This is a genomic window from Herbaspirillum lusitanum (assembly GCF_046025995.1).
Lineage (GTDB): Bacteria > Pseudomonadota > Gammaproteobacteria > Burkholderiales > Burkholderiaceae_D > Herbaspirillum > Herbaspirillum lusitanum_A.
In genome coordinates, this window is sequence record NZ_JAQQFM010000001.1 from 1 (window position 1) to 25,952 (window position 25,952).

A 25,952-nucleotide genomic window follows, 5' to 3' on the forward strand; every position below is an offset into this window, starting at 1 on the left:
CGGCGGCGGGCCGAATTACTCGAATATGTGACCGGCTGGCGGCAGGATTGAAACTGCAATTGAAAATGAAAACGGCGCTTCTTTGAAGCGCCGTTTTTTATGGCTCGGCATTCGTATCAGAGCCGCACATCAGAGCACCAGAGCCATTTCAGGCCCAGCCTTTACCTTGTGCTATGCCTGTTTTGCGCAGCGCTTTTCAACATCGGATGCCATCGTGCGCAGCAGATTGTTGAAGGCGTAATTCAGCGTGGTCATGAACTCATAGTCTGCGCCCCACATATTGATCTTGTTCCCGGAAGCGCGGTAAGTCTTGCTCTCCACGCTGCCGTCCGGCTTCAGATAGTCAACTTTCACGACCACGGTACCGAACAGCTTGACGCCGATCTGCCAGGTGTAGGCCCGCGTGATCTGCGGCAAGAGTGTCAGGCCGGGTCGGCCATCGGCGACCTTGATGGTTTCGACCTTGAAACCGAACTGACTCAGGTTCTGCAAGGCATCCGCCGACCATGCGGCCGCGTCGCCACTCAGCAGAGCTGCCCCGAAGTTGGCGCCCAGGGTTTCCTTGTTGGGACGGGCGTCGACGACCGGCAACATGCGAATCGCACATGCATTCTTGAGCGGCGCAAATGGAATGTCGTTGGCGACGGCATCATATTTCATGCTGAGCGGCTGATCGCCGGCAGGCGCTGCCGGCGCCGTTTGCGCCTGCACCTGAAAGCCGGCGGCTGCGGCGAGAACCAGCATGATCATGCGGATTGATGTTTTATTCATTTTATTGTTCTCCATTGGTGATCAAGGCAATACTGAAAACAGTTCACCTGCGTCATTGCGCAGGACGATGCGATCACCATGTTTTTCAACCAGGCTGCCCTTGACGCTGTTGCGGTCGCCGGAGCTGATCTCGCCGAAGTTATATTTGGCCGTCACTTTTTCCGCGTTGGCCGGGACCGGCGCATTATTTTTCATGTCGATCGTCAGCATCGCCAGCGTCTCGTGCACGCCTTCGCGCAGCTTCTCCAGAAACGGCTTGCCGCCCCCTTCCGACCAGGATTTGGCGGATTGCTCGCCGCCGGTACCGACGATCGAAGACTGATACGTAAAGGTATTCTTGTAGACAGGGTCCAGAGCCCCTTTCATCAGCAAGCGGGCCCGCGTTGAAACGGTCAGCGTACGCAAATCCGGCGACAGGAAATAAATGGTCGCCATCAGCATTTCTCCTTCATTGTCGTTCAGGGTCGGCGCCAGCGCCTGCTCCTGCCGGTAGCTCATGCCGCGCGGCGTGGTGACGATGGTCTTGATCTTGAGCGGATAACGCTCACGCAATTCGGTGCTCAGCTCGGACCAGTAAATGCTGCGGAAATCATAGTCGTCGATGGACTCATAAAATGACTCCATTGCGGTTTGCAGTTTTTCCTGCCGCGACGCCGTGACCGATGCATCGATCAGGGCCGGGATCAGCCCTCCTCCCATGCCGGCAGAGATATTCGATGGATCGGCTCTGGCGATTACTTCATCCTGAACCACCATGCTGCGAACATTGACGACCTGAATTTTCTTGGCATTTTCTTCGCTGAGCGGAATGTGAGCAGGCGCGGCGCACCCCACCAGCCCGATGGCAATGGCTGCCATGGCGCAGATATTTTTTAACATTGGATTCCCCGTTTTTGAATTTTAATTGCGCGGATATCTTAACCATTTTTTACAGGCAAGATAAGCCGTCGCAACGGGTCTTCAGCAAAAATTCCTGGAGGAAGTTTGATGTTCCGAAGGCGCAAGCAGGACGCAGGCTGTTGATTTCCATTAGTATGGGCATCCACTCCAAGCCCCCTATAGAGGACACCATGATTCGGAGACTCACCTCCAGACTGATTTCGCCGCTCCTGTTTGCCGCCATGACCATATCTACTGCCGCGCTGGCGCAAAGCGCCGATTACCCCAACCGCAAGGAAGCCGACTGGATCGCTCCGAAATTCACTTTTCATACCGGTGAATCCATTGATAATCTGCGCCTGCATTACGCCACCGTAGGCGATCCTTCGCAGCCGGCGGTGCTGCTGTTGCATGGCACTTATGGCAGCGGCGCGGCGTTTCTGGGCAAGGATTTCGGCGGTCTGATGTTCGGCCCGGGCCAGCCGCTGGATGCGAGCAAGCATTACGTCATCATGCCGGATGCAATCGGCGTGGCGAAGTCGTCCAAGCCGTCCGACGGCCTGCGCATGCGTTTCCCGCAATACAACTATGCGGACATGGTGCTGGCGCAATACCGGCTGGTGACCGAAGGCCTGGGCGTGAAACACCTGAAGCTGGTGATGGGTAATTCCATGGGCGGCATGCAGACCTGGCTGTGGGGCGAGACTTATCCCGACATGATGGATGCGCTGGTGCCGATGGCTTCGCAGCCGGTTGAAATGGCAAGCCGCAACTGGATGATGCGCCGCATGCTGGTGGAATCGATCAAGCAGGATCCGGCCTGGAACAACGGCAACTATACGACTCAGCCGCCTTCGCTGCGTCTGGCCAACACCATGTTCGGCATCGCCACCAGCGGCGGCACGCTGGCGTATCAGAACCAGGCGCCGACCCGCGCGCTGGCCGACAAGATCGTCGATGAACGACTGAATGCGCCGGTGACGGCTGACGCCAATGACTTCATTTATCAGTGGAGTTCATCGGGCGACTACAACGCCATGCCGAATCTGTCGCGCATCAAGGCGCCGCTGCTGGCAATCAATTCTGCTGACGATGAACGCAATCCGCCAGAAACCGGCACCCTGGTCGAGGCATTGAAACAACTGACACGCGCCCGGCTTCTGCTGATTCCTGCCAGCACTGAAACACGCGGCCACAGCACCACGGCCTCGGCGAAGTTTTATGCGCCGCAGGTGGGCGAGTTTCTGAAGCAAGTGACGCCGCGCTGAACCCCGCTCAGGCGACAGCACTGCCTATCTGCATCAATGCTGCATCAATGAAAAAGCCGGGCATGTGCAATTGCGCATGCCCGGCTTTTCTGCTTGCGGTGCTCCGCTCATTACCGTGGCCGAGGCCTTGAATCAGCCCGGCAGCGTCCACTCGCCGCTCAGAATCTTTTCCAGCCAGAACACGCCGATCACTGTTTTGACATCGGTGATTTCGCCCTTGCGCACCTGTTCCTGCAGTTCCGTCAGCGGCACCTTATAGATGTCGAGGAATTCGCCTTCATCCAATTTGCGCTCGCCTTCTTTCAAACCGCGCGCGAGATACAGATCGAGATGTTCGTCGGCATAGGCGATGGCGTTGTGGATGGTGCAGACGAATTGCCATTCGGTGGCGGTGTAGCCGGTTTCTTCCTTCAGCTCGCGCTTGGCGCATTCCAGCGGATCTTCATTCGGATCCAGCTTGCCGGCCGGGAATTCGATGAACACCCTATGCAGCGGATAGCGGAACTGGCGCTCCATCAGCACTGTGCCGTCATCGAACATCGGCAGCACGGCCACCGCGCCGGGATGTTTGATGTACTCGCGCACCGCTTCCTTGCCGTCGGGCAGCGTAACGACGTCGCGTTGCACTTTCAGAAAACTGCCGTCGTAGACTTGCTGGGTATCTTTCAGGGTTTCTCTCAGATGGGCATCCATGGGCGGCTATCTCGATAGGTTAATGATACGAAGCGTTTGAAAGAAATCGTGCGGCATACGCGCAGCAGGAATCCAGCTTGAGGCGCCTGGAGTCCGGGCTGGCGAAGAGGCAATCAGATAACAATGAAATGATGCGGCTCAGGCTTGCAGTATCAGGGAGACCGGCGACCACAATGTCTGCAAGCAAACATCAGGCCTGCATTCAGCCAGCAATCAGCCGTGGCGCTTGCGCAGATAGCGCAGCACATAGCCGGGATACGCCAGCACCAGAAACAGACAAGCTGTGATGGCGTAAAACTGCCAGCCTTGCGGGAAGGCATTGCCGATACTGGTTTCGAGAAAATATGCGATCAGGCCGACCAGGAAATACAGCACCAGCAGTTCGAGCAGGCGTATCCAGATCGGCTTGATGTATTTGTCCGCTTTGTTGAGCGGTACCAGCGCGAACAACTGCTGGTTGAAGAAAGGCAAGTTGGCCGCGATCACGGCCAACAGGATGACAACCCAGCTAAACAGGGAAACGTTCAAGCCGTCCCTCGGTTCAGGAAATGACTTTGCTGAGGAAGGTCGCCAGCGTGGTCACCAGCGCATTGGTGCTGGCATCCATCAGATGGCCTGGCCACATGCCCAGCGCCAGTGCAGAGATACCGTTCAGGCTCAGCACGATGCGCATGTCCAGCGGCGCTTCGATCTTGCTGGTGTCGGTCGGCTCATCGAAGTACATGACCTTGACCACGCGCAGATAGTAGAAGGCGCCGATCAGGGAGAACATCACGGCCAGCACGGTCAGCCAGATCTGGCCGGTGCCCAGCACCGCTTGCAGCACCGACAGCTTGGCGTAGAAACCGACCATCGGAGGAATGCCGGCCAGCGAGAACATCAGCACCATCATCACGGCGGCAAACCACGGGCTGCGCTTGCTCAGGCCCTTGAAGTCGTCCAGATTGTCGGCTTCGAAACCCTGACGCGACAGCAGAATGATGATGCCGAAAGTACCCAGCGTAGTAATGACGTAAGTGATCGCATAGAACAGCGAGGAGCTGTAGGCGTTCACGGCCGAAAACAGATTGCCGTCGACCACGCCCGACATCATGCCCAGGAGCATGAAGCCCATGTGCGAAATGGTCGAGTAAGCCAGCATGCGCTTGATATTGGTTTGCGCAATCGCGGTGACGTTACCGATGATGATCGACAAGACTGCCAGCACCATCAGCATCTGTTGCCAGTCCACTGCCAGCGGCAGCATGCCTTCGACCAGCAGACGGAAGGTGATGGCAAATGCCGCCAGCTTCGGTGCGCCGCCCAGCAGCAAGGTGACGGGAGTCGGTGCGCCCTGATAGACGTCCGGCACCCACATGTGGAAGGGAACGGCGCCCAGCTTGAAGGCCAGACCGGCCACGATGAACACGATGCCGAACACCAGCACGGTGCGGTCAACGGTGCCCGAGACGATGGCGCGGAAGACTTCGTTCAGCTCCAGCGAACCGCCGGTGGCGCCGTACAGCATGGAGATACCGTACAACAGGAAACCGGAAGCCAGCGCGCCCAGGATGAAGTACTTCATCGCAGCTTCAGTAGCGCTGACGTTGTCGCGGCGCAGAGCAACCAGCGCGTACAGCGACAGCGACATCAGTTCCAGACCGAGGTAGATGCTCAGGAAGCTGTTACCCGAGATCATCACCATCTGACCCAGCAGCGCGAACAGTGCCAGCACGTAGTATTCGCCGCCCAGATGACCGCTGACGATGCCGCGGTCGCTGTTGTACTTGCGGCCGTAGACCAGCGTCATGCCGACTGCCAGATAGGAGAACAGCTTGAGCAGATTCGCCAGCGGATCGGAGACGAACATGTTGTTGAAGGTGTAGACCGTGGCGCCGCTGTGGTAATCGTTGAGCGTCAACAGCGCCAGAACGACCAGCGTCAGCAGAGACAGCACATAGGTGACGAAGCGTTTGGCATCCGGCAAGAACATATCGATCAGCAGAATTGCGGAGGCCGCAATCAGCAGAAATATTTCCGGATAAACAGGGATCAGATTCATGTTGTTCATTTAGTTACCGCTTATATTCGTCAGCTTGTTTCGTCTGCGTAGGTAGTCTGTTTTCAGTCCGCTTGCCAGTTCGAGCAAGCGTTTCGAACCACTCTGAAACGCCGCCGTCTTGTCGCATTCCTGCTTGTCATCCTGGTCATGCCTGCTGCACTTGCCGAAGCTCACTGCGCCTGCTGCTGTTGCGCATTGCCTGAAACGACTTGACCGCGTTCACTACAACGGGCGGCGCGCCGGGCGCCCCGCCCTTCATGCTTGCATCAGTTGATCTTGGAGATCGCGACATGCTTGAGCAGGTCGGCCACCGAAGTCTGCATCGTGTCGGTCACCACCGCCGGGTACAGGCCCATCACCAGAACGGCGATCGCCAGCAGACCGAGGATGAAGAATTCACGACCGTTGACGTCGGTCAGCTCTTCCACGTGATGGTTGGTCACGGCGCCGAAGATCACGCGTTTGGCCAGCCACAGCGAGTAAGCCGCACCCAGAATCAGCGCCGTTGCCGCCAGCAGACCGATCCAGAAGTTGAACTTGACCGCGCCCAGGATCACCATGAATTCGCCGACGAAACCGGAAGTGGCCGGCAGGCCGCAGTTGGCCAGCGAGAACAGAATGAAGAAGGCTGCGAAACGCGGCATCTTGTTGACGACGCCGCCGTACTGCGAAATTTCACGGGTATGCATGCGGTCGTACAGCACGCCGATCGACATGAACATCGCGCCGGACACGAAGCCGTGCGAAATCATCTGAGCAATCGCGCCCTGCACTGCCATGTCGTTGAACATGAAGAAGCCCAGTGTGACGAAGCCCATGTGTGCAATCGACGAATACGCCACCAGCTTTTTCATATCCTGCTGCACCAGCGCAACCAGACCGATATAGATCACGGCGACCAGCGACAGCGTGATCATGAAGCCCGACAGCGCATGGCTGGCGTCAGGTGCGATCGGCAGGGAGAAACGCAGGAAACCGTATGCGCCCAGCTTCAGCATGATGGCCGCCAGCACGATGGAGCCGCCGGTCGGCGCCTGCACGTGAGCGTCGGGCAACCAGGTGTGCACCGGCCACATCGGCACCTTGACCGCAAAGGCCATCAGGAAGGCGAAGAACAGCAGCTTCTGCTCCAGCATCGACAGCGGCACCTGGTGCCAGGTCGGAATATCGAAGCTGCCGCCCGACACAAAGTACAGGTAGATCAGCGCCACCAGCATCAGCAGCGAGCCGAGCAAGGTGTACAGGAAGAACTTGAAGGCCGCGTAGACGCGGTTGTCGCCGCCCCACACACCGACGATGATGAACATCGGGATCAGTGTGGCTTCGAAGAAGACATAGAACAGCATGCCGTCCAGCGCGGTAAAGACGCCGATCATCAGGCCCGACAGAATCAGGAAGGCGCCCATGTACTGGCCGACGCGCTTCTCGATCACTTGCCAGCCGGCCAGCACCACGATGACGGTGATGAAGGCGGTCAGCGGCACGAACCACAGCGAAATACCGTCCAGGCCGAGGAAGTAGCTGATACTGAAACGGTCGATCCAGGGCGTCTTTTCGACGAACTGGAAGCCGTGCGCGGCCGAGTCGAAATGCGTCAGCAGCGGGATCGTGATGATCAGGCTGACGATCGAACCCAGCAGCGCGAGCCACCGAGCGACGCCGGGATTTTCATCGCGGCCGATTGCCAGAACGAGGATGCCGAAGACGATCGGTACCCAGATCGCAAGGCTCAGAATAGGAAAAGTTGACTGCATCATGGTTGTTATTTACTTAACTCCGCCAACTTATTTGGCAAACGGAAACGGCAGGAACCAAACCAGGAAACCCAGCACCCCGATGATCATCACGAATGCATAGTGATAGATGTAACCGGATTGCCAGAGGCGCGTAAATTTCGAGAACCAGCCGACCACTTTGGCGCTGCCGTTGACGATCAGACCATCGATGATGCCGCGGTCGCCGATTGCCCACAGGCCGCCGCCCAACATGCGCGCGCCACCGGCGAACACGACTTCGTTGAACTTGTCCATGTAGTACTTGTTGTCCAGGATGGTGTAGATGATGCTGAACTTTTCCTTGAACCAGGCCGGCACGCGCGGATTGATCATGTAGCAGTAGTAAGCCACGGCTACACCGGCAATCGCCAGCCACAGCGGCAGAGTCGAGAAGGCATGGATCACCATGGCAACCGGGCCATGGTATTCATGGGCCAGTTCTTCCATGCCCTTGTGGTTTTCACCGAAGAACAGGACGCCCTTGAAGAAGTCGCCGTACAGCATCGGCGAGATGGCGAAGAAACCGACGATAACCGAAGGGATAGCCAGCAGAATCAGCGGCAATGTGACCACCAGCGGCGATTCGTGCGGCTTCTGACCCGGGGCCAGACCGTGATGGGCGTGATCGTCGTGTGCATGGTCATCATGTGCGGCATGATCGTCGTGACCGTGCGCATCATGGCCATGGGCATCGTGCGCTGCGTGGGCAGCAGCAGGCGCATGATGGTCGTCATGGCCATGCGCATCAGCCTTGCCGAAACGCTCTTCGCCATGGAACACCATGAAGTACATGCGGAAGGAATAGAACGCAGTCACGAAGACGCTGGCCAGCACGGCGAAGTAGGCAAAACCGGAGCCTGCCAGATGCGACTCGGCAGCGGCTTCGATGATGCTGTCCTTCGAATAGAAACCGGAGAAGAACGGGGTACCGATCAGCGCCAGCGAACCCAGCAGCGAGGTGATCCAGGTAATCGGCATGTACTTGCGCAGGCCGCCCATGTTGCGCATGTCCTGATCATGGTGCATGCCGATGATGACCGAGCCGGCGCCAAGGAACAGCAGCGCCTTAAAGAACGCGTGCGTCATCAGGTGGAACACCGCAACCGAGTAGGCCGAAGCGCCCAGTGCGACGGTCATGTAGCCGAGCTGCGACAGGGTCGAGTACGCGACCACGCGCTTGATGTCGGTTTGCATGGTGCCGAGGAAACCCATGAACAGCGCGGTAATCGCACCGATCACCAGAATCACCGACAAGGCGGTGTCCGACAGTTCGAACAGCGGCGACATGCGCGACACCATGAAGATACCGGCGGTCACCATGGTCGCTGCGTGAATCAGCGCGGAAATGGGGGTCGGACCTTCCATCGAGTCAGGCAGCCAGACGTGCAGCGGAAACTGAGCCGACTTACCCATGGCGCCCACGAACAGGCAGATACACGCCACGGTCAGCAACATCCAGTCGGTGCCCGGCAGCGTCAGCGTCGCCAGTTCGGCGCGCTTGGCGAACACTTCGGTGTAGTTCATCGAACCGGCATAAGCCAGCAGCAGACCGATACCCAGAATGAAGCCGAAGTCGCCGACGCGGTTGACCAGGAAGGCCTTCATGTTGGCCTTGATCGCAGTCGGACGGGTGTACCAGAAACCGATCAGCAGGTAGGAAACCAGACCCACCGCTTCCCAGCCGAAGAACAGCTGCAGGAAGTTGTTGCTCATGACCAGCATCAGCATCGAGAACGTGAACAGCGAGATGTACGAGAAGAAGCGGTTGTAGCCGTCATCATCCTTCATGTAGCCGATGGTGTAGATGTGCACCATGAGCGAGACGAAGGTCACCACGCACATCATCATCGCGGTCAGGCTGTCGATCATGAAACCGACTTCCAGCTTCAGGCCGGCGACGGTCATCCAGGTGTACAGCGTACCGTTGTAGCTGGCGCCGTCGAGCACTGCGAGCAGTGTCTGAACCGAGATGATGAGGGCGATCAGCACGCCCAGGATGGTCGCTGTGTGCGAGACCTTGCGGCCGACGACATTGCCGAAGAACCGGGTGCCGAGCAGGCCCGCAATTGCGGAACCGGCCAAGGGCGCCAGTGGTACGGCCAGAAGAAGATGTGGGTTAAGTTGCCCCGCCATGATGAACCTTATCGCTAGTGGCGACCCCGAGTTTTGCTTCGGGGCCTCCCATCTTTAAATGAAATTTAAATCGGAACCTGCATTAACCCTTGAGGCTATCCAGATCTTCTACGTTGATGGTGTCCAGATTGCGGAACAGCACCACCAGAATCGCCAGACCGATGGCGGATTCAGCCGCCGCCACGGTCAGGATGAAGAAAACGAAAATCTGGCCGCCCGCGTCACCGAGGTAATGCGAGAAAGCAATGAAATTCATGTTCACCGCCAGCAGCATCAGTTCGATCGCCATCAGCAGCACGATGATGTTCTTGCGATTGAGGAAAATACCGACGATCGAGATCGCGAACAGAATCGCGCCGAGGATCAGATAATGCGAGAGCGTAATTGCCATGATTCTTCTCCGCCCTTTTTAAGATTGTGGACCGGCTGCCGGCGCATCGCCCGCCGTGCCGTTGCCGTTGCCATTGTCGTTGGCGCGTGGTTCAGCCTTCATCTTGACCAGGCGCACGCGGTCGGTAGACTTGACCTTGACCGCATCGGCCGGATCGAAGTACTTGCTGTCCTTGCGCTTGCGCAGAGTCAGCGCGACGGCGGCGATGATCGCCACCAGCAGAATCACTGCGGCGATTTCGAAGGCATACACGTATTCGGTATAGATCAGTTTGCCCAGCGGCTTGGTCTGACCGATGGTGTCAGAAGCTGCGGGGATCTGTGCGTCCGAGCTCCAGAAGCTGCGCAGCAGGACCGCCGCCATTTCCAGGACGATGACCACGCCGATGGTGGCCGCCAAGGGGAAGTAGCCCCAGAAACCTTCACGCATCTTGTCGAGGTTGATGTCGAGCATCATGACCACGAACAGGAACAGCACCATGACCGCGCCGACATATACCAGCACCAGCACGATGGACAGGAATTCCGCTTTGAGCAGCATCCAGATGCCGGCCGCCGAGAAGAACGACAACACCAGGAACAGGGCCGCATGCACAGGGTTGCGAGCAGTAATGACGCGGACTGCGGCGAGCACAAGGATCACCGAGAACACGTAGAACAAGACAGTTTTAAATTCCATAATCAACCAAAAGTTGGTTCAATCAGCACCGGAGCAAGCCGCCAGCGGCGCTCCATCGCACTCCTCAACCACAAATCCATACGAGACGGACTCGCACCCAGCGCATTGCTGCGCGCCTGCCTGAAGACGTGACCGCAATCAGACAGGCATTGCCAGATCAGCGATAAGCCGCATCTGCGGTACGGGCTGCCGCGATTTCGTTTTCGTAGCGGTCGCCCACAGCCAGCAGCATTTCCTTGGTGTAGTACAGGTCGCCCCGCTTTTCACCGTGGTATTCCAGAATGTGTGTTTCGACGATCGAGTCAACCGGGCAGGATTCTTCGCAGAAGCCGCAGAAGATGCACTTGGTCAGGTCGATGTCATAACGGGTGGTGCGGCGCGAACCGTCGTCGCGCTGTTCCGATTCGATGGTGATGGCCATCGCCGGGCAGACTGCTTCGCACAGTTTGCAGGCGATGCAGCGCTCTTCGCCGTTGGGATAGCGGCGCAACGCATGCAGACCGCGGAAACGCGGCGACTGCGGCGTCTTCTCTTCCGGAAACTGCACCGTGATCTTGCGCGCGAACAGATAGCGTCCTGTCAGGGCCAGGCCCTTGAACAGTTCCCGGAGCATCAGGCTGCCGAAAAAATCCTTAATAGCTTCCATGTTTTGCCTCAGCCTTAAACTTTATTTCCAGATATTCCACGGCGACTGGATCCATATCGCCACCACCACCAGCCAGACCAGGGTCAGCGGGATGAACACTTTCCAGCCCAGACGCATGATCTGGTCATAACGGTAGCGCGGGAACGATGCACGCACCCAGACGAATACCGACACCACGAAGAAGGTCTTCAGGCCGAGCCAGATCCAGCCTGGGATGAAGTCCAGAATCTGCAGCGGCGATGCCCAGCCGCCCAGGAACAGCAGCGTGGTCAGCATCGAAATCAAAATCATGTTGGCGTATTCGGCCAGGAAGAACATCGCGAACGACATGCCCGAGTATTCGATCATGTGGCCGGCCACGATTTCCGATTCGCCTTCCACCACGTCGAACGGGTGGCGGTTGGTTTCCGCAATACCCGAGACCAGATAGATCACGAAGATAGGCAGCAGCGGCAGCCAGTTCCAGGACAGCAGGCCGACGCCGTGATCGGCGAAGAAACCCTTGCTCTGCGTCATGACGATGTCGGTCATGTTCAGACTGCCGCTGACCATCAGCACCACCACCAGGCAGAAGCCCATGGAGATTTCGTAGGACACCATCTGCGCCGACGCACGCATCGCGCCGAGGAAGGCGTACTTGGAGTTGGATGCCCAGCCGGCGATGATCACGCCGTAGACTTCCATCGAAGTGATCGCCATGATGTACAGCAGACCGGCGTTGACGTTAGCCAATACTGTTTCAGGACCGAAGGGCACCACCGCCCAGGCGGCCAGCGCCGGCATGATGACCATGATCGGCGCGATGAAGAACAGCACCTTGTTGGCGCGCGCCGGTGTGGTGACTTCCTTGAAGATCAGCTTGACGGCATCGGCGATAGGCTGCAGCAGACCGGCAGGACCGACGCGGTTCGGGCCCAGACGCACGTGCATCCAGCCGATCAGCTTGCGTTCCCAGTAGGTCAGGTAGGCGACGCACAAGAGCAGCGGCACCATCACCACCAGAATCTTGATCAGCGACCACACGAACGTGAACACGTAAGGCCAAGCCGCGCCCAGATAGCCTGGACCAACGGCATTGATGTTGGCTAGCACCTGATCCATTACGCTTTCTCCACAACGATTGCACCGAACATGCTGCCCAGCACTGCGGTCGAGGCGTGTGCAGCAGCGACACGCACTACGTTTTCCGGCAGTTTCTTATCGATGGCTGCGGTCAGCGATGCGCTGCCCTGCCCTTGTTTTACATTCACCCGGTCGCCGGCGGCGATGCCCAGCTTTTCAGCCAGCGCGGCCGACAGCCATGCCTTGGGCGCCTGGCCGTCGACAGTCTGCAGCAGCGGCGGCGAACGACGGGCGATCGCATCGGCAAAGTAGATAGGCACATCGGCCACGCGCTCCAGCGCGCCATCGGCGGCCGACGCGGCAGCTTGCAGCGGCAGCGCAGCGACGTTGTTCAGACGTGCAGCCAGATTGGTCTCCTTGCCCAGCAATTCATCGCGAATCGCTTCGGATGTTTCGTAGTCGAAGTTTTCCAGCCCCAGCAGATTGCCCAGTACGCGCAGCACCTTCCAGCCCGGACGCGCATCGCCCAGCGGCTTGACGGTGCCGTTGAAGCTTTGTGCACGGCCTTCGGCGTTGACGAAAGTACCCGAGGTTTCGGTGAACGGTGCGATCGGCAGCAGCACGTCGGCGTATTCGGCGCCGTGCTTGTAAGCGGACATGACGACGACCATTTCAGCCTTGTCCAGCGCAGTGCGTGCGGCTTGCGGGTCGAAGCTGTCCAGTTCCGGTTCAGCGTTCAGCAGCAGGTAAGCCTTGCGCGGCTGAGCAAATGCCTGTGCTGCGTTGAAACCCTTGCCGGCAGCGGGAACGGCGTTGGCGACATAACCGCCGACGGTGTTGCCGGCTTCGGTCAGGTAGCCCAGCTTGGCGCCGGTCTGTTCTGCAATCCATTGTGCCGCTGCGTGCAGTTGGGCCGCTTGCGGATGTTGCACCGCTGCGTTGCCCAGGAACACGCCTTTGGCATTGCCCGACAGCAGGCTTGCCGCCGTTTGCTTGGCTTCGGCCGAGGCTTGCACGGCTTCGAAACCGGCCGGTACGGCAACGCCCTTGGCTTCCGCCACGGCAGCGATGATTTCGCTCAGCGCGGCCAGCCATGCCGACGGCGCCTTGATGATCTTGTTGGCGATCGGCATCAGCAGATCGTCGTCGGTCGCATGCAGAACGCTGATCTTGGCGCCGCTCTTGACCGACTGACGCAGACGCGCCGTCAGCAGCGGATGATCCTTGCGCAGGAACGAACCGATGACGAACACGCGATTCAGTTCCGAGAATTCGACGATGGACATGCCCAGCCATGGCGTGACCTTGCCGTCCAGTGCGAAGTCCGACTGACGCAGACGGAAATCGACGTTGTCGGTGCCCAGGCCGCGTGCGACCTTCTGCAGCAGGCTCAGCTCTTCCACGGTCGAATAGGCGGTGCCAAGTGCTGCGATGGCGTCAGCGCCGTGTTCGTGACGGATGTTGCGCAGACCGTGGGCAACGTATTCCAGCGCAGTCTGCCAGTCCACTTCCTGCCACTTGCCGTCTTGCTTGAGCATCGGCTTGGTCAGACGCTCTTCGCTGTCCAGCGCTTCATAGGAGAAGCGATCCTTGTCCGAGATCCAGCATTCATTGACTTCTTCGTTTTCCAGCGGCAACACGCGCATCACTTTGCCGCCCTTGACCTGAACGATCAGGTTGGCGCCGATGCTGTCGTGCGGGCTCACCGACTTGCGACGCGACAGTTCCCAGGTACGGGCGCTGTAGCGGAACGGCTTGGATGTCAGTGCGCCGACCGGGCACAGATCGATCATGTTGCCGGACAGTTCGGAGTCGACGGTCTTGCCGACGAAGGTAGTAATTTCGGAATGCTCACCGCGGCCCAGCATGCCCAGTTCCATCACGCCGGCCACTTCCTGGCCGAAACGCACGCAACGTGTGCAATGGATGCAGCGATTCATTTCCTTCATGGAGATCAGCGGGCCGACGTCCTTCGGAATCACGACGCGCTTTTCTTCTTCGTAGCGCGAAGCCGAACCGCCGTAACCTACCGCCAGATCCTGCAACTGACACTCACCGCCCTGATCGCAGATCGGGCAATCCAGCGGGTGATTGATCAGCAGGAATTCCATCACGCCCTTTTGCGCCTTGACCGCCTTGTCGCTGGCGGTGCGCACGATCATTCCGGCGGTGACCGGAGTCGCGCAGGCAGGCAGCGGCTTCGGCGCCTTTTCGACGTCGACCAGGCACATGCGGCAGTTGGCCGCAATGGAGAGTTTCTTGTGATAGCAAAAGTGAGGGATGTAAGTGCCGAGCTTGTTGGCAGCGTCCATGACCATGCTGCCCTCTTGCACTTCTACCTTCTTGCCGTCTATTTCGATTTCAACCATGGCTATTTGCCCAAGCTAAGTATTCTTTTTACCTTAACGACTTCCGGCTGCGCCGCGCATGGCGGCAATGGCCGGAAGCCCTGTACCCTGCTTAAATGTAAGCTGGCACCAAGCAGTGCTTGTGCTCGATGTGGTACTCAAACTCTTCGCGGAAATTCTTGATGAAGGCGCGAACCGGCATCGCCGCCGCATCGCCCAGCGCGCAGATGGTGCGACCCTGAATGTTGTCGGCCACCGAGTTGAGCACGTCCAGATCTTCCAGCTTGCCGTGACCGCTTTCGATACGCTCGACCATGCGATACATCCAGCCTGTGCCTTCGCGGCAAGGGGTGCACTGACCGCAGGATTCTTCAAAGTAGAAGTAGGACAGGCGCAGCAGCGACTTCACCATGCAGCGGGTTTCATCCATCACGATCACCGCGCCCGAACCCAGCATCGAACCGGCCTTGGCAATGGCGTCGTAGTCCATGCTGGTTTCCATCATCACGTCGCCGCGAATCACCGGCGCCGACGATCCGCCTGGGATCACAGCCTTGATCTTCTTGCCGCCGCGCATGCCGCCTGCCAGTTCCAGCAAGGTGGAGAACGGTGTGCCCAGCGGAATTTCGTAGTTGCCCGGACGCTCGACGTCGCCCGAGATCGAGAAGATCTTGGTGCCGCCGTTGTTCGGCTTGCCCATCTCGGCGTACGCTTGCGCGCCCACCTTGAAGATGAATGGCACAGCCGCGAAGGTCTCGGTGTTGTTGATCGTGGTCGGCTTGCCGTACAGGCCGAAGCTTGCAGGGAAAGGCGGCTTGAAGCGCGGCTGGCCCTTCTTGCCTTCGAGCGACTCCAGCAGCGCAGTTTCTTCGCCGCAGATGTAGGCGCCATAACCATGGTGGCCGTGCAACTGGAAGCTGAAATTGGTGCCGAGGATGTTGTCGCCCAGGAATCCGGCAGCGCGCGCCTCTTCCAGCGCTTCTTCGAAGATCAGATACGCATCGAAGATTTCGCCGTGGATATAGTTGTAGCCGACCGTGATGCCCATTGCGTAGCCGCCGATGATCATGCCTTCGATCAGCGCGTGCGGGTTGTAGCGAATGATGTCGCGGTCCTTGAATGTGCCCGGCTCGCCTTCATCGGTATTGCAGACGAGGTATTTCTGGCCCGGGAACTGGCGCGGCATGAAGCTCCACTTCAGGCCGGTCGGGAAACCCGCACCGCCGCGGCCGCGCAGGCCGGACGCCTTGAGCTCGGCGATGACCTGCTCGGGCGGCATGTTTTCGTTGATGATGCGCTTGAGCGACTCGTAGCCGCCGCGCTTGACGTAATCGTCAAGATGCCAGTTCTTGCCGTCCAGGTCGGCCAGGATCAGCGGTTTGATGTGGCGATCGTGCAGGCAAGTCATTTCTTCAGTTCCTCCAGCAGCGCGTCGATCTTGTCGTTCGACATCCAGCTGCACATGCGGTGATTATTGACCAGCATGACAGGCGCATCGCCGCAAGCGCCCATGCATTCGCCTTCCATCACGGTGAACTGGCCATCCGCGGTCGTTTCTTTGTAACCCACACCCAGCTTGTGCTTGAGGTGATGGGCAGCGCGCTCGCCACCCGACAGCAAGCACGGCAGATTGGTACAGACCGTGATCTTGTGCTTGCCCACCGGGCTGGTATTGAACATGTTGTAGAAGGTCGCGACTTCCTGCACCGCCACTGCCGGCATGCCGATATAGTCGGCAATCTCCTGCTGCAGCTCGCCCGGGAGCCAGCCGTGTTCCACCTGAGCGATGCGCAGCGCAGACATGACTGCGGACTGACGCTGATCCGCAGGATACTTCGCGAGTTCGCGATCGATTTTCTTAAGAGCTTCTTGACTTAACAGCATATCGTTGGCCATCCATGCGCATCACTCTGCGCGGTTTTATTGGATATTCCCCAAACCTGACAGGCCCTTCTGGAGCCCGCCTTCAGTCGACATCAGCGGTCGATTTCCCCGAACACGATGTCTTGCGTACCGATGATGGTCACGGCGTCGGCAATCATGTGACCTGTGGCCATTTCATTCAGGCTCTGCAGGTGCGCATAACCCGGCGCGCGGATCTTCATGCGGTACGGCTTGTTGGCGCCATCGGACACCAGATAGATGCCGAACTCGCCCTTCGGATGCTCAACCGCTGCATACGTTTCACCCGGCGGCACGTGGAAGCCTTCGGTGAACAGTTTGAAGTGGTGAATCAGATCTTCCATGTTGGACTTCATGTCCACGCGTGGCGGCGGTGCGATCTTGTGATTATCGATGATCACCGGGCCCTGGTTGTTGCGCAGCCATTCGACGCATTGCTTGATGATGCGGTTGGACTGGCGCATTTCAGCGACGCGCACCAGATAGCGATCATAGCAATCACCGTTGGTGCCGACAGGAATGTCGAAATCCATCAGATCGTAGACTTCATACGGCTGCTTCTTGCGCAGATCCCAGGCAATGCCCGAACCGCGCAGCATCGGGCCGGTGAAGCCCATTGCCAGTGCACGTTCCGGCGAGACCACGCCGACACCGACCAGACGCTGTTTCCAGATCCGGTTGTCGGTCAGCAGGGTTTCGTATTCATCGACGTAGGTCGGAAAACGATTGGTGAAGTCTTCGATGAAGTCCAGCATCGAGCCCTGACGATTTTCGTTCAGAGCGCGGATGGCCTTGTCGTTGCGCACGATCGATGCCTTGTACTGCGGCATGGTGTCGGGCAGATCGCGATAGACGCCACCCGGACGGTAGTAGGCAGCGTGCATGCGCGCGCCGGATACCGCCTCGTAGCAATCCATCAGATCTTCGCGTTCGCGGAAGGCATACAGCAGCACGCCCATCGCGCCGACGTCCAGCGCGTGAGCGCCGATCCACATCAGGTGATTCAGCAGACGGGTGATCTCATCGAACATCACGCGAATATATTGCGCACGCAGCGGCACTTCGATGCCGAGCATTTTTTCGATGGCCATCACATAGGCGTGCTCATTACACATCATCGACACATAGTCGAGTCTATCCATGTAAGGCACGGACTGCAGGTAAGTCTTTTGCTCCGCCAGCTTTTCGGTCGCGCGATGCAGCAGACCGATGTGCGGGTCGGCACGCTGAATGACTTCACCGTCCAGCTCAAGCACCAGACGCAACACACCGTGTGCGGCCGGGTGCTGAGGACCGAAGTTCAGCGTGTAGTTTTTAATCTCAGCCATTATTTGATCCCGTAGTTATCTTCACGAATCACGCGCGGAGTAATCTCGCGCGGCTCAATCGTTACGGGTTGATAGATGACGCGCTTCTGCTCGGCGTCGTAACGCATTTCGACGTAACCCGACACCGGGAAGTCCTTGCGGAACGGGTGACCGATGAAACCGTAGTCGGTCAGGATGCGACGCAAGTCGTTGTGACCTTCAAACAGGATGCCGTAGAAGTCGAATGCTTCGCGCTCGTACCAGTTTGCGGCGCTCCAGATGTTCATGAGCGAAGCGACGATAGGCAGTTCGTCATCCGGCGCAAACACGCGCACGCGAACACGCCAGTTATGCGTGATCGACAGCAGATGCGAGACAACGGCGAAACGCGCGCCATCCCAGGCACCGTCGCCGTAAGTCGAATAGTCGACGCCGCACAGATCGATCAGCTCTTCAAAACGGGTATCGGCATGGTCGCGCAGCACGCGCATGGCGGACAGATAGTCAGCGGCCTTGACCACCACAGTGACCTCACCCAGCGCCACCGTCAGATTCTGAAGATACCCTCCAAGCGCGTTGCGCAGGGCTGCTTCGAGAGTTTCCAATTTTGTTGTCATACTGCCCTCTTAGCGCGCAATGGTATTGGTGCGCTTGATCTTGTTTTGCAGCTGGATCACACCGTACAGCAGCGCTTCAGCTGTCGGCGGACATCCCGGCACATACACGTCGACCGGAACGATACGATCGCAACCGCGCACCACCGAATAGGAATAGTGATAGTAGCCGCCACCATTGGCACAGGAGCCCATGGAGATGACCCAGCGCGGTTCGGCCATCTGGTCGTACACCTTGCGCAGCGCCGGCGCCATCTTGTTGCACAGCGTGCCGGCCACGATCATCAGATCGGACTGACGCGGCGACGGACGGAACACCGCACCGAAGCGATCCAGGTCGTAGCGCGAAGCGCCGACGTGCATCATTTCAACCGCGCAGCAGGCCAGACCGAAGGTCATGGGCCACAGGGATCCGGTACGGGTCCAGTTGATTACTTTATCCAGCGAGGTGGTGACGAACCCCTCATTCAATACGCCTTCAATAGACATGGCTCACTCCCAATCCAGGGCACCCTTTTTCCAGATGTACCAAAATCCGACCGCAAATTCAGCGATGAAAACCATCATCGTGATGAAACCAGGCCATCCGAGTTCGCGCATGGATACGCCCCACGGAAAGAAGAACGCGGTTTCCAGGTCGAACAGAATAAAAAGAATCGCAATCAGGTAATAGCGCACATCGAACTTCATGCGCGCGTCTTCGAATGCTTCGAAACCGCACTCGTAAGGAGACGTCTTTTGCGCATCCGGCTTATGCGGACCGAGCAGACGACCTAAGAGTTGAGGAGCAACGCCGACACCGATGCCGACGAGGATAAACAGAAGGACGGGAAAATAATTTTCGAGGTTCACGATTGGTCGCAGATTTGTTGATTTAATCGGTGGGAATGATTCTCAATATCAATCAGAAACTTCCTCGACAAAAAGCCAGCTCAGGCACTCAGACCTTTGCTGGCTTTCATTTTTCATTCATGGTGCCGACGACGAGACTCGAACTCGTACAGCTTTCGCCACTACCCCCTCAAGATAGCGTGTCTACCAATTTCACCACGTCGGCTTGAGACTGCAATTGTACCTTGGTTTGTTACTCTTGTTCAATGCACAATCCGCTGAATACTAACAATCTTCTAGTGCTTTTCTCGATTATCTCAGAATCGGTAAAAGACTATTTTGGAATCTGATTCGATGAGTCGCCCGGCTTGGCAACTTCAGCAGGTGCTGCCGGTGCAGCAGGAGCCGACGATGGCACCGATGCAGCAGCAGGCGCCTGCACGTTCTCCATCACGCCGCCGGTTTGCGACACATGATGATTGCCGATGAAGGCCAGACCCAGGGTCGACACGAAGAACACGGCAGCAGCAACCGCTGTCGACTTCGACAGGAAGTTCGACGAACCGGTCGCACCGAACAGGCTGCCGGAAGCGCCCGAACCGAAGGCTGCACCCATGTCTGCGCCTTTACCGTGCTGCAACAGAACCAGACCAATAATAGTCAGCGCCGCCAGCACCTGAACTACAACAACCGCCAAAAACAAAGTATTCATTTCCACATTCCAGTTTAGATATTTCGCTCGACCACTACACCACTACTTCACTTGCATCTCTTACATCCATTGCTTCACATCGCAGGCAACTCAGGCTGCCTGGATGATCGCCAGAAAATCGGCCGGCTTGAGCGCCGCACCGCCAATCAGGCCGCCGTCGATATCCGGCATGCCCAGCAATTCTTTGGCATTGTCCGGCTTCATGCTGCCGCCGTACAAAATACAGACCTTGGCCGCAGCCTCGGCACTCTTGGCCGCCAGCTTGGCGCGCAGCATTGCGTGCACGTCCTGCGCCATTTCCGGCGTCGCGGTCTTGCCGGTGCCGATGGCCCAGACCGGCTCGTAAGCCACCACGATCTTCGCCACATCTTCGGCGTTCAATGCTGCCAGCACGACATCCAGCTGACCACCAACAACTGCATTGGTCTGCGCCGCTTCGCGCTCAGCCAGCGATTCGCCGACACACACAATCGGGATCAGACCGGCCTGCAGCGCAACCCGCGTCTTCAGGGCGACGGAATCATCCGATTCGCCATGATAGGCGCGACGCTCGGAGTGACCGATGATGACATAACGACAAGCAAATTCATTCAGCATGGCGGCCGACACTTCACCTGTGTAGGCGCCCGATGCGAACGCAGAGATATCCTGCGCGCCCAGACCGATTGCAGAACCGGCCACCTCACCCTGAACCTGCGCCAGATAAGGCGCCGGCACGCACACCGCGACGTCGCAGACATCAGCCGGCAGACCCGCCTTGATTCCGGCGATCAATGCCGAATTGGCAGCCAGGCTGCCATTCATCTTCCAGTTACCTGCTACAAGTTTGCGGCGCATAGGATTTAAGCGGTCTCTAATAATTTGGATAACCTCACATTGTAGCCGCTCGGGCCAAACGCGGTCAAACCAGAGTCCCGCACAGTCTGTGCAAGCCACGATGCGGCCGGATCAATTCAGCCGCCCCGTCCCATTGCCATAAAGCATCAGGCAGCCAGCCCGCGCATCTCCGCGCCCATTTGCGATAGCGATACTTGTCGTATCGCAACTGAAGATTCAGCTCCCCAGACAGGCAACAGTCTCAGATCTCCAGCATGATCTTGCCGGTGTGCGAGCTCGACTCCATCATGGCGTGCGCCTGCGCCGCCTGCGCCAGCGGAAAAGTCTGGTGGATCACCGGCCGCACCTTGCCGGCCTCCAGCAAGGGCCAGACGCGCTGCTGCAATTGCGCCGCGATCGCCGCCTTGAAGGCCACCGGACGCGGGCGCAGCGTGGAGCCGGTAATCGTCAGCCGGCGCCGCATCACCTGTCCCATGTCGAGCTGGCCCTTGCTACCGCCGAGTTGCGCAATGAACACCAGCCGGCCGTCGTCGGCCAGCGACTTGATTTCGCGCGGCAGATAATCGCCGCCCACCATGTCCAGAATCACGTTGACGCCCTGACCGCCGGTCGCCTCCTTGATCACCGCTTCGAAATCCTCAGTACGGTAATTGATCGCGCGATCCGCGCCCAGATCTTCACAGCTGCGGCATTTCTCGTCGCTGCCGGCCGTGGCAAATACCTTGTGGCCGAGCGCATGCGCAATCTGGATCGCCGTCACGCCGATGCCCGATGAGCCGCCCTGCACCAGCAAACTCTCGCCTTCCGACAAGGCGCCGCGATCGAACACATTGCTCCACACCGTGAAGTAATTCTCGGGCAGCGCTGCCGCCTGCAGCAGACTCAGGCCCTTCGGCACCGGCAGGCATTGCGCCAGCGGCGCCGCACAGTATTCGGCATAGCCGCCGCCCTGCACCAGCGCACAGACAAGATCGCCCTTCTTGAAAATACTGCCGCTCAGCTCGCCGTCGACGATCTCGCCCGCCACTTCCAGCCCAGGCAAATCGGAAGCACCCGGCGGCACCGGATAATTGCCCATGCGCTGGAACACATCAGGACGATTGACGCCAGCTGCATGCACCTTGATCAGGATTTCACCGGCCTTCAGTTGCGGCACAGGCCGCTCGCACGACACCAGCACCTCGGGTCCGCCGTATTGGGAAATTTCGATAGCACGCATGAGTTCTCCATCCGAAAAAGTGAATGGCCGCGTTTGCCGGCACGACGTCATCGAAAACGTCTGCAGCACAACCGGCCATGATAGAAGAAGCCGCGCAGCGATCAGACCGCAGCGGCGTCAAGTGGTATGGGGAGAATGTTACATCGAAGTGGCGGAACGAGCTGCCTGCTCATACAAACCGGACAGCAAGCGCAGGAAGCGCGCCAGCTCTTCCAGCTCAAAACTCTCGGTGCCGTCGCCGGTCAGGCCGGACACCAGCACCTGTTCGCGGATTTCGTAATAGCGCTTGCAGATGGCCTGCCCCGCTTCATTGGTCGAATACAGCACTTCCTTGCCGCGCCGCTCGGTATTGACCAGGCCCAGCGAATGCAATTTCTTCAGCGAATAATTGACGATGTGGGTGTCTTCGATATTCAGAATGAAAGCGATGTCCGCCAGCTTCTTTTCGCGCGCGCGATGATTGATATGGTGCAGCACCAGCACGTCGGTGGCGGTCATGTCCTTCATGCCGGCGGCCGAGATACAACGCACCATCCAGCGGTTGAAGGCATTGCTGGCGATGATCAGGCCGAATTCGAATTCGCTCAGTTCGGCACTGCGACCGGATGCCAGATGCAGCGAAGAAACGATGGGCACCTTGGGCGATGCAGGCATGTTGGGCTGGGCAAAAGTTGCCTTGGGGCGACTTTTCTCATTGGGCATGTTCAAACTCCAGACGGCGGATTATTCAGTGAAATCGTCAGCGCAAATGCGTTATGCGCAAGCAATGCGCTATTAGACCCGATTTCATCGCATTTCGCGAGCTAGCGGCATACGCAAATGCCATCTCGCCTGCGGCTCATGCATTGCGCGCCCGCCTCATTTCAGGCAACGCGCCCGAATCCCCGCGCCGTCATTCTGCTGCCACCAGGAATCCGTTTGCGCATTGCCGGCCTGGCGCAAGCCGCGCGTCACGCTTTCGGCCGGCGCCAGGTTCAGCCGCATGCCATGTTCGCGCATGCGCGCGTAATTGACCTCAATGCGATCCTTCACCGTCTTCCAGCCGTTGGCGTCGATGCGCGCTGCAGCCTGACTCAGAATGCCTTGCTGCTGAGGGCTCAAGGCCTTCCAGGCATCATTGTTGATGAGGGTGTAGCTGAGCGGAATCGCGTAGTTGACCGCCGTGAAATTGGGCAGATGCTCCCACAGCTTGTTGCCGGCGCCGCCGTCACCGGAAGACAAGACCGCATTCAGATCGCCCGAAGCCAGTCTCGGACCGACCGCCGAAAACGGCAGGTTCACACTGAAGGCGCCCAGGCGCGCAAAGGAGCCGCGACTGTTATCGTCGTAGGTGCGAATCCGCAGCGCCCTGAGGCTGGCCAGATCGGTGACCGGCTGCGCCGACCAGATGCCCGACGGCGGCCAGGGCGTGACATATAGCAGATGCAGGTTCAGGCTCGCCAGATGCTGCTCCAGCTCGGGCCGCGCGCATTTGAAGAGCGCCTCGGCCTGGGCGAAGTCCTTGACCACGAAGGGCAGCGAAGACAATAAAAAGAAGGGATCGCTGGTGCCCAGTATGCCGGCAAACAAGGTGCCCATCTCGACGCGACGCTCGCTCACCGCCGCCACCTGATCCTTGCCCTTGAAGGTATTGGCGGATTCCTGCAAGGTCGTGACGGCGAGGCTGCCGGCCGACAGGCTGCGCACCTCTTCGGCGAATTTAAGATCGGCTGCGGCCGTCACCGACGTTGCCGGATATTCATTGATCAGTCGCAGTGCCGGCGTGGCAGAAGTCTGTGCCTGCGCCATGCCGGCCTGCAGCAATGCCAGCGGTACGGCGCTCAGCAGCGCCAGTCTGGCGATGCGCGCTGGAATGGTGAATCGCGCTACTCCGCGCTGAAGTTGAAAGACGCGGGATGTTAACGAACGTAATGAAAATTGATGCATGGCCTGCTCCCTGAAAGTATGCCCTGCTGATTTGAAATGACGACTCTGAATTGAATACTTGCCTGACTTCCGATCGCAGCTTGCGCACTGTTTTAGCGAAGCCTGGCGGCGTCTCCTCCGAATTTTTCCGATCGCCGACTCAGCCGCGCAACCAGCGCGCAGCAGTGCGACTACCCAAGCGTCGCGGCGTAGCCTCGCGCAGCAGCGGCGGCTGAACTTCCGTTGACGGCGGCATCACATCCATGCTGCCGGCGCCGCTCGCCAAGCCGGCCTCAACCTTGAAGATCGACACCGCACGCCCCAGCGCCAGCGATTGATCCTGCATGCTCTGCGCGGCGGCAGCGGCTTGCTCCACCAAGGCCGAATTCTGCTGCGTCATTTCATCGATCTGGCCGATGGCGCGATTCACCTGCTGGATGCCGGCACTCTGCTCGTCGCTGGCGGCAGTGATCTCGACCATGATATCGGCCACATGCTTGACGCTGGTGACAATGTTTTCCATGGTCTTGCCGGCATCGTCAACCAGCGCGCTGCCGGCGTCCACCTTCTTCACCGAGTTCTGGATCAGGCTGGTGATTTCCTTGGCGGCCGAGGCGCTGCGTTGCGCCAGGGCCCGCACTTCAGAGGCTACCACCGCAAAGCCGCGGCCCTGCTCACCGGCGCGCGCTGCTTCGACTGCGGCATTCAAGGCCAGGATATTGGTCTGGAACGCAATGCCGTCGATCACGCTGATGATCTCCACGATCTGGCGCGAACTGTTCTTGATTTCCTTCATGGTATCGACCACCTGCGACACCACCGCGCCGCCCTGCATCGCCACCTGCGATGCGCTCACCACCAGCTTGTTGGCTTCGCGCGCATTCTCGGCATTCTGGTTGACCGCGCCGGTCAGCTCCACCATTGAGCTGGTGGTTTCTTCCAGCGCGCTGGCCTGCGATTCGGTGCGCGCCGACAGATCGGCATTGCCGTGGGCAATTTCGCGTGCGGCTACCGATATTTCATCGGAGCCGTTGCGCACCTGCGTCACCGCGTGCACCAGGCCGTCGCGCATGTTTTGCAGCGCCTGCAGCAGCTTGCCGGTTTCATCGGTGGCGCCGGTTTCCACGCGCACCGTCAGATCGCCGTCAGCCACGCGCTCGGCGATACCGATGGCGGCGTTGAGCGGCCGCGTGATGCTGCGCATCACCGAATAGCCGACGATCATCGCCAGCAAGGTGGCGATGGCCGCCATGCCTATCATCAGCGCGCTGGCGCCGTGCGACAGTTGCTCGGCCTCATGTCCGCCTTGCTCCATCTGCTGCGCCAGGAAGGCGATCAGATTGTCGAGCGCCTTGAAGTAGGCAGCCTGGTAGGGAGCGATCTCAGGCAGGATCAGATCGCGTGCCTGCTCGACCTGGCCGTCCTTGACCGCCGCCAGAAAATTCTTCAGCACCGGCGCGTACTTTTCGCGTGCTGCATTCACTTCCGCCAGCAATTTCCGGCCCTGCTCGGAATGCGTATCGCGTGCAAACTGCTTGAGCGTGTCGTCGATGGTCTTGCCGGCGCGATCGATGGCTTCCATTTCGCCCTTGATCTCATCGACCGTGCTCATGAACAGCAGATTGCGCATGCTGCGCGCGGTTTCGTCCAGCGCGCTCTTGACCGAATTGGCCATTACCGTGCGGGGATAATATTCGTTGGCAATGCTGCGGATATTGCCGTTGATCTGATTCAGCCGCACCACGCCGATGATCGTCAACGCAATCATCAACAGGATGACCACCCCGAATCCAACGCCGAGACGTTGCCCGATTTTCAGCCCAGTCAATTTCTTCATTTCCCTACCCCTTCGATGCTCAAGATACAAAGACAATCGCGGCGGTCTCAGCTGATGCACCTGGCCGGCGGTTCCCCTCAAGATCAGAACCTCCGGCAATCAG

Annotated in this window: 25 protein-coding genes and 1 tRNA gene; 1 reads left to right on the forward strand and 25 read right to left on the reverse strand. The window is 58.7% G+C overall.

Translation table 11 applies throughout. From position 1 onward, the window contains the following. Positions 1-171: 171 nt before the first annotated feature. The gene (locus PQR62_RS00005; protein WP_408153499.1) at positions 172-771 is read right to left on the reverse strand and encodes a hypothetical protein; all 600 of its coding nucleotides are present in this window, start codon (positions 769-771) and stop codon (positions 172-174) included. Positions 772-792: 21 nt separating this feature from the next. Beyond that, on the reverse strand, positions 793-1,650 hold the full coding sequence (locus PQR62_RS00010; RefSeq protein WP_408153501.1) for a hypothetical protein: 858 nt from the start codon (positions 1,648-1,650) through the stop codon (positions 793-795). Positions 1,651-1,841: 191 nt separating this feature from the next. On the opposite strand from PQR62_RS00010, the gene PQR62_RS00015 reads away from it, so the two are divergent. Further along, positions 1,842-2,918, forward strand: coding sequence for an alpha/beta fold hydrolase (locus tag PQR62_RS00015; RefSeq protein ID WP_408153503.1), 1,077 nt, complete (start codon positions 1,842-1,844; stop codon positions 2,916-2,918). Positions 2,919-3,050: 132 nt separating this feature from the next. Here PQR62_RS00015 and PQR62_RS00020 read toward each other — a convergent pair whose 3' ends face one another. The 23 genes from PQR62_RS00020 to PQR62_RS00130 all read right to left on the reverse strand — a co-directional run bounded on the left by PQR62_RS00020 (position 3,051) and on the right by PQR62_RS00130 (position 25,849). Next, positions 3,051-3,611, reverse strand: coding sequence for an NUDIX domain-containing protein (locus tag PQR62_RS00020; protein WP_408153505.1), 561 nt, complete (start codon positions 3,609-3,611; stop codon positions 3,051-3,053). 213 nt (positions 3,612-3,824) lie between these two features. Continuing rightward, positions 3,825-4,139 carry a DUF2818 family protein gene (locus PQR62_RS00025; protein WP_408153507.1) on the reverse strand — a complete coding sequence of 105 codons (315 nt, stop codon included), beginning with the start codon at positions 4,137-4,139 and terminating at the stop codon, positions 3,825-3,827. A gap of 13 nt (positions 4,140-4,152) precedes the next feature. Beyond that, positions 4,153-5,661: an NADH-quinone oxidoreductase subunit NuoN gene (nuoN, locus tag PQR62_RS00030; protein ID WP_408153509.1), complete on the reverse strand. Its 1,509-nt coding sequence runs from the start codon at positions 5,659-5,661 to the stop codon at positions 4,153-4,155. 257 nt (positions 5,662-5,918) lie between these two features. Next, positions 5,919-7,409 carry an NADH-quinone oxidoreductase subunit M gene (locus PQR62_RS00035; protein WP_408153511.1) on the reverse strand — a complete coding sequence of 497 codons (1,491 nt, stop codon included), beginning with the start codon at positions 7,407-7,409 and terminating at the stop codon, positions 5,919-5,921. Positions 7,410-7,436: 27 nt separating this feature from the next. After that, positions 7,437-9,560, reverse strand: a complete 2,124-nt coding sequence (nuoL, locus tag PQR62_RS00040; protein ID WP_408153513.1) for an NADH-quinone oxidoreductase subunit L — start codon at positions 9,558-9,560, stop codon at positions 7,437-7,439. Between the two features lie 82 nt (positions 9,561-9,642). Then, on the reverse strand, positions 9,643-9,951 hold the full coding sequence (gene nuoK, locus PQR62_RS00045; RefSeq protein ID WP_408153515.1) for an NADH-quinone oxidoreductase subunit NuoK: 309 nt from the start codon (positions 9,949-9,951) through the stop codon (positions 9,643-9,645). An 18-nt stretch (positions 9,952-9,969) separates the two neighbouring features. Beyond that, positions 9,970-10,629: an NADH-quinone oxidoreductase subunit J gene (locus tag PQR62_RS00050; protein ID WP_408153517.1), complete on the reverse strand. Its 660-nt coding sequence runs from the start codon at positions 10,627-10,629 to the stop codon at positions 9,970-9,972. A 157-nt stretch (positions 10,630-10,786) separates the two neighbouring features. Further along, the gene (nuoI, locus tag PQR62_RS00055; RefSeq protein ID WP_408153519.1) at positions 10,787-11,275 is read right to left on the reverse strand and encodes an NADH-quinone oxidoreductase subunit NuoI; all 489 of its coding nucleotides are present in this window, start codon (positions 11,273-11,275) and stop codon (positions 10,787-10,789) included. A 21-nt stretch (positions 11,276-11,296) separates the two neighbouring features. Then, entirely contained in the window at positions 11,297-12,376 is a 1,080-nt protein-coding gene (nuoH, locus tag PQR62_RS00060) for an NADH-quinone oxidoreductase subunit NuoH (RefSeq protein WP_408153521.1), read from the reverse strand. Continuing rightward, positions 12,376-14,706 carry an NADH-quinone oxidoreductase subunit NuoG gene (gene nuoG, locus PQR62_RS00065; RefSeq protein WP_408153523.1) on the reverse strand — a complete coding sequence of 777 codons (2,331 nt, stop codon included), beginning with the start codon at positions 14,704-14,706 and terminating at the stop codon, positions 12,376-12,378. Before nuoG ends, nuoH begins: the two co-directional genes overlap by 1 nt. Positions 14,707-14,797: 91 nt before the next feature. Next, complete coding sequence (gene nuoF / locus PQR62_RS00070) at positions 14,798-16,093, reverse strand: NADH-quinone oxidoreductase subunit NuoF (RefSeq protein WP_408153525.1); 1,296 nt, start codon at positions 16,091-16,093, stop codon at positions 14,798-14,800. Further along, a complete protein-coding gene (gene nuoE / locus PQR62_RS00075) occupies positions 16,090-16,581 on the reverse strand; it encodes an NADH-quinone oxidoreductase subunit NuoE (protein WP_408153527.1) in 492 nt (163 codons plus the stop codon). Before nuoE ends, nuoF begins: the two co-directional genes overlap by 4 nt. Positions 16,582-16,661: 80 nt before the next feature. Next, positions 16,662-17,915 carry an NADH-quinone oxidoreductase subunit D gene (locus PQR62_RS00080; RefSeq protein ID WP_408153529.1) on the reverse strand — a complete coding sequence of 418 codons (1,254 nt, stop codon included), beginning with the start codon at positions 17,913-17,915 and terminating at the stop codon, positions 16,662-16,664. Beyond that, positions 17,915-18,511 (reverse strand): NADH-quinone oxidoreductase subunit C, encoded by a 597-nt coding sequence (locus PQR62_RS00085; protein WP_408153531.1) that lies wholly within the window; start codon positions 18,509-18,511, stop codon positions 17,915-17,917. Before PQR62_RS00085 ends, PQR62_RS00080 begins: the two co-directional genes overlap by 1 nt. 9 nt (positions 18,512-18,520) lie before the next feature. After that, positions 18,521-18,997 carry a NuoB/complex I 20 kDa subunit family protein gene (locus PQR62_RS00090; protein ID WP_408153533.1) on the reverse strand — a complete coding sequence of 159 codons (477 nt, stop codon included), beginning with the start codon at positions 18,995-18,997 and terminating at the stop codon, positions 18,521-18,523. A gap of 3 nt (positions 18,998-19,000) precedes the next feature. Beyond that, a complete protein-coding gene (locus PQR62_RS00095) occupies positions 19,001-19,360 on the reverse strand; it encodes an NADH-quinone oxidoreductase subunit A (RefSeq protein WP_408153535.1) in 360 nt (119 codons plus the stop codon). 120 nt (positions 19,361-19,480) lie between these two features. Then, a tRNA-Leu gene (locus PQR62_RS00100) sits at positions 19,481-19,565 on the reverse strand. 108 nt (positions 19,566-19,673) lie between these two features. Beyond that, positions 19,674-20,051 (reverse strand): preprotein translocase subunit SecG, encoded by a 378-nt coding sequence (gene secG / locus PQR62_RS00105; RefSeq protein ID WP_408153537.1) that lies wholly within the window; start codon positions 20,049-20,051, stop codon positions 19,674-19,676. 90 nt (positions 20,052-20,141) lie between these two features. Further along, on the reverse strand, positions 20,142-20,888 hold the full coding sequence (tpiA, locus tag PQR62_RS00110; RefSeq protein WP_408153539.1) for a triose-phosphate isomerase: 747 nt from the start codon (positions 20,886-20,888) through the stop codon (positions 20,142-20,144). Positions 20,889-21,129: 241 nt separating this feature from the next. Next, the gene (locus PQR62_RS00115) at positions 21,130-22,107 is read right to left on the reverse strand and encodes an NAD(P)H-quinone oxidoreductase (RefSeq protein ID WP_408153541.1); all 978 of its coding nucleotides are present in this window, start codon (positions 22,105-22,107) and stop codon (positions 21,130-21,132) included. A 138-nt stretch (positions 22,108-22,245) separates the two neighbouring features. Then, on the reverse strand, positions 22,246-22,809 hold the full coding sequence (locus tag PQR62_RS00120) for a winged helix DNA-binding protein (protein ID WP_408153543.1): 564 nt from the start codon (positions 22,807-22,809) through the stop codon (positions 22,246-22,248). Positions 22,810-22,965: 156 nt separating this feature from the next. Next, positions 22,966-24,033 carry a TRAP transporter substrate-binding protein gene (locus PQR62_RS00125; RefSeq protein WP_408153545.1) on the reverse strand — a complete coding sequence of 356 codons (1,068 nt, stop codon included), beginning with the start codon at positions 24,031-24,033 and terminating at the stop codon, positions 22,966-22,968. Between the two features lie 139 nt (positions 24,034-24,172). Continuing rightward, a complete protein-coding gene (locus PQR62_RS00130; protein WP_408153547.1) occupies positions 24,173-25,849 on the reverse strand; it encodes a methyl-accepting chemotaxis protein in 1,677 nt (558 codons plus the stop codon). Positions 25,850-25,952 lie beyond the last annotated feature (103 nt).